The organism is Acetivibrio ethanolgignens (assembly GCF_001461035.1).
GTDB lineage: Bacteria > Bacillota > Clostridia > Lachnospirales > Lachnospiraceae > Velocimicrobium > Velocimicrobium ethanolgignens.
This window is the reverse complement of sequence record NZ_LNAM01000179.1, coordinates 1-7,107: the sequence shown is the minus strand read 5'-3', so window position 1 is coordinate 7,107 and position 7,107 is coordinate 1. Positions and strand designations below refer to the sequence as shown.

Sequence of the window (7,107 nt, the reverse complement as noted above, 5' to 3'; positions counted from 1 at the left end):
ACTGTCATTAGGATGACCAACTTTCTGTCACCTAAATGCTTGAATAAATCTGAAGATAAGTACCTTTTTTATTATTAGTTTTTTTAAGAAAGTATGCTACAAAAATCACCCTCTTATAGTATAGCACCATAGCACCATTTATACAATAGATAAAAAGAAATTTTGTCAAGTTTTTTTGAATAACAAAAAAGCCAGCAATTATGCTGACTTACTGAAAAATGATATATAATTAACTCTCAAAGAAATATGGTGCTAAATCCTAAAGACGGGGATAAAATTGCGGAAACTCAAGTGTTTTATAACTTGACATTTCTGAATTATCGTAGTATAATTTTAAAGTGATAAATTGAGTTGGAATTTGAAAAAAAGGTACTTTTAAACAAGCAAACTTATTTAAGTTGGTATTTACGGAAAATAATCCGTCGATATATAGATAGCTATAAAAGTGCTTGGAAAAGCTGGATGGGATGGAAGAAAGTAAAAAATATGCCTGAACGTTTTTTTATTGGAATTAAGTAAAGTGCTTTATAACTAAGAATGGGAAATGTTTATGAGCGAAAGATGTTTTGTAGACATCCCTAAAAAGATTGAAAGGAGATACGGAGGATTATGAAGAGAATAATCAGAAAACCTGTTAAGGTTGCAGCCGCTTGTGGAAATTGTTCTGGTTCTAGCAGCGACAAGAAGTCAGTAGCTATGGTAAAGTGCTAAGATGATATACACAGAAATGGTGTATATCGATCATTTCTTGTAACACCTTAAACGGAGGACATTTGTTTTGTATCAGGCGGGAGATGTGCATCTTCTGTCTGATATATACTTCGTGGATAGTGCATGAACAGATGTTTTGCAGTTGAATTAAGGCAGAGTTTATTCATTAAATGCCACATCTGATATGATGATTCTTTACTTGATAATTTTGGGGAGAGGAGTTTCTTTTTGTTTAGTATGATGTTTTTTGCATAACTGATTATATAAAGGATTTCCAAATTACTAGATAGAATGGATACCAAAATCGAAATATTCAAATGATGACAAAATGAGATAATGTTAAGAAACAATGTTTTCCAATACTATTATCACCACATTAGTAAGGAGAAGAGTAAGTTGAATAAAAAAAGTCTTTTATTATATTACATGAATAAACATAAAATGACGTTCTGCTTAGTAGTTTTTTTTACTGCTCTGCAAGCACTGTTTGGAGCTTGTTTTGCTATATTTTTTGAGCGGTTTATTGATTATGCAAATACAGTAACTGCGCTAGGATTTGATTCCGACGAGTTTGTAAAAAAGGTAATTTATTTACTGATATATATTATCGTTTATGTATTTATTAATTTTATGAGGCGAATTCTTCGCTCTGAATTGATTGTTCAGACGGATTACGATATAAAGCGTGATTTTTTTCAGACGATTTTAAGTAAAGACGTGCAGGAGTATCATATAAAAGAAACAGGATTTTATTTGTCAAGATTCACAGAAGATATTCCTACAATAATAAATGATTACATTTTAGAATTCTTTAATTTAGTATTATATCTTTGCCAAAGTGTTTTTACTGTTATTGTTGCGTTCTATATTAATTGGATTATTGCAAGTATATATATGGTTTTATCGTTTGTAATTATTGTGTATACATCTCTTTTTGAAAAAAAATTTAAGGATTTACGAATGGAGATGTCATCTAGGAATGCGGAATATCTTACCGGATTGAAAATGTATCTGGAGGGATATGATTATATTAAGCTTCAAAGAGCTGAGGAAATTTTTCTTAGATCTTTTGAAAATAAGATTAATGTGCTTAACAAAACAAAAAAGCAATGGTGGCTTTTAGATTCTTATTATAGCCCAGGAAATGCATTTTTAACTTTACTTCTGACATTTGCTTCTATTGTTTTTGCTACATTTTTTTATGTGAATGGGGTGTTTTCGATTGGTCTGCTTACAGCCTCAATCTACTTGAGCACAGAGATATTCAATCCGATTTCAAATCTTTTTGAACAGATAACGTATTTAAAAGGAAATAAGCAGATTGCAGACACCGTTTTTGGCGAACTGCTCAATGTTAAACGAGACGCTGGTAATGCTTTGGAGGAAGTGCAAGATTGTTTGCTGGAAAATGTTTCTGTGAAATATCCAGGTTCGGATCAATACATATTGCAACAAGTAAATGTGCGATTTCCTATAGGAAAGAAATATTTGGTGGTAGGCAGTAGTGGCATCGGAAAATCAACGCTTTTAAAGCTGCTTTCAGGACAGATTGATTATGAAGGAAATATTTTTCTTAATCAGCAGGAATTGAGAACTATAGATAAAAGAAATTTATATCAGAGAATAGGATATATGCCTCAAAGTGGATTTATTTTTACCGATACAATAAAAAATAATATAGATGTCTGTCGTAAGCATTCGGACGAAGATGTTTATTCAATTGCTGAGAAAGTTCAACTGGAATCTTTTGTCAAGTCAAAAGGAATGGATTCGATTGTCTCCGAAGAAATTTTAGAAGTAAGTGGTGGCGAAAAACAAAGATTATGTTTGGCTCGCGTACTTATTAGTATGCCGGAAATACTCCTACTAGATGAGGTGACAGCTGCTTTAGATGCAGAAACATCTTATCAGATTGAAACACTGATAACATCTTTAGATATGACACTATTTTATGTGTGCCATAAGCTTTCTCCAGATATAGTTAGCCGTTTTGATTATGTTGTGACCTTTGAAGATAAAAATATAATAATAAAGGATTCAAGTCAATATGTGTCGTCAAGATATTAAAGAAGCGTTTGCAAATCAATATATTATGAAAATACAATATGAGAATGGGAAACTCATTTTGTTTAATCGTACTAACGGAGCTGTCTTTTTGTTGGAGCAGCAGGAATATCAGACAATCGTTGATACAGGGAACTGTGATGCTGATTTGTATAATGATATTATGGAAAGTGAGATTGCTATAATAGAAGAAATAGTTTTAGATACGGAGTGCGATATTTTTCTTCTGACGATAGAATTGTCAACGTTATGCAATTTTAAATGCAGATATTGTTATCAAAATGCGTTTGAGCAAAGAAATAATATAACAGAAGAGATTTTGGAAAAGATTTATTTGTATGTAGAAAATGTTTTTATAAACGACAAAAGTAAAAAAAATCTTGTTGTAGGGTTTATTGGTGGTGAACCAATGTTACATGCTAATACGATTCGAAATGTTATGAAAAAAATTGATGAATTAAGCGTGGTGCATGGACGTAAGGTGGCATATCATATTGATACAAATGGAAGTATTGATTTTTCGGACATATTTAACTCTCACAATAATATAGAAGTGTCGGTTTCTCTTTCACTAGAAGAGGATCACTTGTTAAATCGTCCTCTAGTGGGTGGTAATTCATTTGAAATGTGCATTGCAAATTTGAAGAAGCTGAATAATTTCAATAATAAATTAAGTATTCGCTATAATACAAATCATTCCAATATAGGAGATTTTGAAAAATTTGTTTTATATGTAAAGGAAAATTTACCACATGTATATAACATTGATGCACTATATACGGATAATTACGACTACAATTTATTTTATAATGAATTAAGTATTGAAGACTTTGCTAGATGGAATTCATCAGAAACTATTGACATATTAATCAAGTATGGATTTCCTGTAACAGGAGCAATTTCTTCGCATTTAAAATTATGCACAGCGTATCAACCATACTCGTGTAAAGTGTATGCGGATGGATACATTTCTTTGTGTGACGGGATGTTTCATAGAAAAATATTGAGTATTGCAGAACTTAGTGAAAATATTTCGTTGTTGAGCGAAAAATTCAAACAGTATAAATCTTACAATCCTACAAAAGATATTGAATGTAGCAAGTGTAATAAGATAGTACAGTGTCAGGGAAAGATTTTCTGTCGCCAAGATGCATGTGTATATGCAAAAAGATATCGGGAAGATTTGTTTATTTCAAGGTATGTATATTATTGTGAGAAAGGATTGGCATCCCGGTTTGTCGACATGTAACTTGATAGATGGTGAGTTGAGTCTCATTGAAAAGATGAATTCCGTAATTCGTTTTGCGGAAGCAAAATCAATTTTCGTTGAATTTTTTGTATATACATCAGTATATTATCGTACAACGCCCAAAGGGTCTCTCCAATGTGTTGATGAGTTTAGAGAAAAGGGTATTGGGCTGACCGTTGTAAATGATGGTAAAGAAGAGATTTTTTCATTCGATGGTATGGATTTTGAAAAAATTGAAAGAAAATGCTATCAGATATTGGGTTTTACGAAGAAAGATTATTTTAAGGATGAAATTACTGTAAAAGGGTATGGGTATAAAAAAGACTATTTCAGCACGAAGGGTTTTATTCATAAAGTCAATCAGTTTTTTAAGAATAATCAAGAAGAAGGGGTTGACTTGGTTATATCGTGTCAGTTTGAAGAAATCATGGTAGCAAATAATTATTCCTTTGCTTGCGATGGCAGGTTGTTTCAGAAATTGATTGTTAGCGAGAATGGTGAGATAGTAAAAACGTTAAGTTCAAATGATAGAACATTCATTGGGGATAAATACAAAAGATGTTACAAGAAAGCGGAACTGTGTACAGAGAACAAAGAACGTAAGTATGATCGTATTTTGTTTGCACCTATGGCCTCAGGTATGCTTATGCATGAGATATGTGGTCATATGCTAGAAAATGATTTTTTTATTCAGGGCAATTCTTTATTTAAATGCATTGGTCAACGTGTTTGCAATTCAACTATTTCAGTGTATGATAATCCGTATAGAATGTATGGCAAGATAAAACACATTGACGATGAGGGAAACATACTCAAGAAAACACCACTGATTGTTAGGGGAAAACTTACTGGATTATTAGGGTGTAGGTATGCACAAACTACTGATAAAAAATTACCGTTTGCAAGTAAAGCAAGGAGGGAGTCTCATGAATATGTACCAACTGGAAGATCTTTCTGCATTGAATTAGTAAGCTCCAATTGCAAGAAAATAAGTGTGTCTGAACTACAAGACGTGTTAGTTGTTAAAACTTTTTCTTCATCATCTTTTGTTCCGGCTACAAACGAGGTTAAATGCGAATCGTCAGAATTATATTTGTTCGATGCTGACGGGCAATTAATTAAAATTAAAGGGGAGTTGAAAATTCGCCTTAAGGGAAATGACTTTTTGAGAAATATTATTTCAGTGTACGATGACTACACTTATCAGGAAAATATGTGTTATTCTAGTTCGGGTCATGTATCAGCAGCCACATATACGCCATCAATTATGATGGATAATACGTCGCTGTCAATAAAAATTGCTGCAGCTAGTTAACCGGTAAAAATAAATTAGTTTTTCTGCTATAACCCGTGTTTGCCACTTAATAAAGAGATAAAGGTACCCTGTGTGAAGATTTTTCTTGCACAGAGTACCTTTTTGTTGAAATTAGGACATTTTTTATTTTGAAAAAATGTACCTAGAATTACGTACCTACTTTGAAATTTTTATACCAGTTTTGATACTTTTTAATTCCTGCAAATTTCGCCCGATCGGTGTGAAGCTCTCGCTTCAAACGGTGTGAGCCTTTTGGTGCCTCGGTGCGCTACTTTTACTCGGGCGGTGTATGTACTACTACAAATATCTTCAGGCTTCAATGGCAAGGGCTAAAGCCGGCGCCCCATTGACCCCAGAATCTATTTGCAGTTTATGGTAATCAAGCAGGCAATGGCATAGCCTGCTTCCGCTCACAATAAAACACACGGGTGATGCAATCCGAATACACCGCTGATGTGAGAATGGCATTCCGTTTATCCGAAATGTGCATTAATTCCGCTCTTCGATATAGTTTTAATGGGATTTTTATATCAAAAGAATCTAGAATCAGTTTTAAGTCTTTATCGTCGATATTATTAAACCGATATTAATCTCCAGGCAGTCTGTCAATGGTCCATTTGTTTAATGCGGACTGTATGCGGTTAGCCGATAACCCCATTTCCCATAAGTTGGTTTGTTTGCAATCCTTTGTATGTGTTTTCTGATATTCAACAATTCGTTGTTGAATAATTCTCAATACCATCAAAGAAATCATGCATATCAGAAGATGTGAGGATATGTGTTCCTCTTTTCTTACAAATATAGGACGGGCATCAAAGGCTCCTTTCATTACACGGAACTGATCTTCAATTCTTGAAAGCTTGTGATAGGTATCAATGATTTCGTCATCTGTCATATTTACTTCAGAAGTGATAACCATATAGTATCCTATTAATTCTGTTTCAGCATTGATTTTCCCATCATCCAGCATAGAACAGATTGTCTTACTGTCAATTAATTCACCAGTTTCTTTGTTTAATACTTCTTTTCGAAGATACTTTTTAATGCTTTTTGCCTGAATTGCTGTAATTCTAGAATTTTCTGGTGATTCCCTAACCTTTTCAACGAATTCTAAAAAAGATTTGTTTGCAGCTTTTTCTCTTTCGTAAAATTTTCTGCTCCAGTAAACGACCTGTTTTTCTACAATTTCACGTTTTTTCTTTGGATTTGCAGGATCAGAAACCTTATATTTGACAGTACGAGATTTTTGCTTGAAATCATTTCCTTTTTGAATGTATCCTTCGTTGTCAAGAATCCACTCCTTATCAGGTTTTTTGCATTTTTTAATACTCTTGCTGATGATATAACCGTTGTTATGATCAAGAAGATGCAAAAGATTCGGAGTGGCACACATACCACGATCTGCAACAAATATAAAACGTGATAAATCCAGAGTGTCTATAAATCGCATTTGTGGCTCTGCCAAAGGAAGCAGTAATGGACTTATTTAATTTACGAATGATACTATCTTTGAATTCATACATAAAATCCAAAGTATCATAAATATTGTATTCGTAAGGCTGATCCAGAATAGGAGAATAATAATCGTCATTCTGTCGGACAGTAGCTATTTTGGAGGCGGTAATTCGCTCCTATAGACTTATATACGTAATGAACAAGTATAACATATTTGAAGAGAAAAAGCAACAAAAAAACGAGAAATCATCACGAGGTAGTGTAAAATAGTTTGTGTTTTTGGTAAGAAATGGCTCCTTTTTGGTAAGAATTC

General features: G+C 33.0%; 4 protein-coding genes. 3 read left to right on the top strand and 1 reads right to left on the bottom strand.

Annotated elements, in window-relative coordinates:
* The first annotated feature begins 1,107 nt into the window (after nucleotides 1–1,107).
* The 3 genes from ASU35_RS13440 to ASU35_RS13430 are packed head-to-tail and all read left to right on the top strand — an operon-like array spanning nucleotide 1,108 to nucleotide 5,339.
* Nucleotides 1,108–2,778 (top strand): ABC transporter ATP-binding protein, encoded by a 1,671-nt coding sequence (locus tag ASU35_RS13440; RefSeq protein WP_058353515.1) that lies wholly within the window; start codon nucleotides 1,108–1,110, stop codon nucleotides 2,776–2,778.
* The gene (locus ASU35_RS13435; RefSeq protein WP_058353514.1) at nucleotides 2,759–4,024 is read left to right on the top strand and encodes a radical SAM protein; all 1,266 of its coding nucleotides are present in this window, start codon (nucleotides 2,759–2,761) and stop codon (nucleotides 4,022–4,024) included. Before ASU35_RS13440 ends, ASU35_RS13435 begins: the two co-directional genes overlap by 20 nt.
* The gene (locus tag ASU35_RS13430) at nucleotides 3,936–5,339 is read left to right on the top strand and encodes a metallopeptidase TldD-related protein (RefSeq protein ID WP_172794648.1); all 1,404 of its coding nucleotides are present in this window, start codon (nucleotides 3,936–3,938) and stop codon (nucleotides 5,337–5,339) included. Before ASU35_RS13435 ends, ASU35_RS13430 begins: the two co-directional genes overlap by 89 nt.
* A 586-nt stretch (nucleotides 5,340–5,925) precedes the next feature.
* Here ASU35_RS13430 and ASU35_RS13425 read toward each other — a convergent pair.
* Nucleotides 5,926–6,804 (bottom strand): IS1634 family transposase, encoded by an 879-nt coding sequence (locus ASU35_RS13425; RefSeq protein WP_147525455.1) that lies wholly within the window; start codon nucleotides 6,802–6,804, stop codon nucleotides 5,926–5,928.
* Nucleotides 6,805–7,107 lie beyond the last annotated feature (303 nt).

Excerpts from the sequence above, each read along its gene's own strand:
- ASU35_RS13435 (WP_058353514.1), top strand. The coding sequence starts at position 2,759 with ATGTGTCGTCAAGATATTAAAGAAGCGTTTGCAAATCAATATATTATG.
- ASU35_RS13430 (WP_172794648.1), top strand. The coding sequence starts at position 3,936 with ATGCAAAAAGATATCGGGAAGATTTGTTTATTTCAAGGTATGTATATT.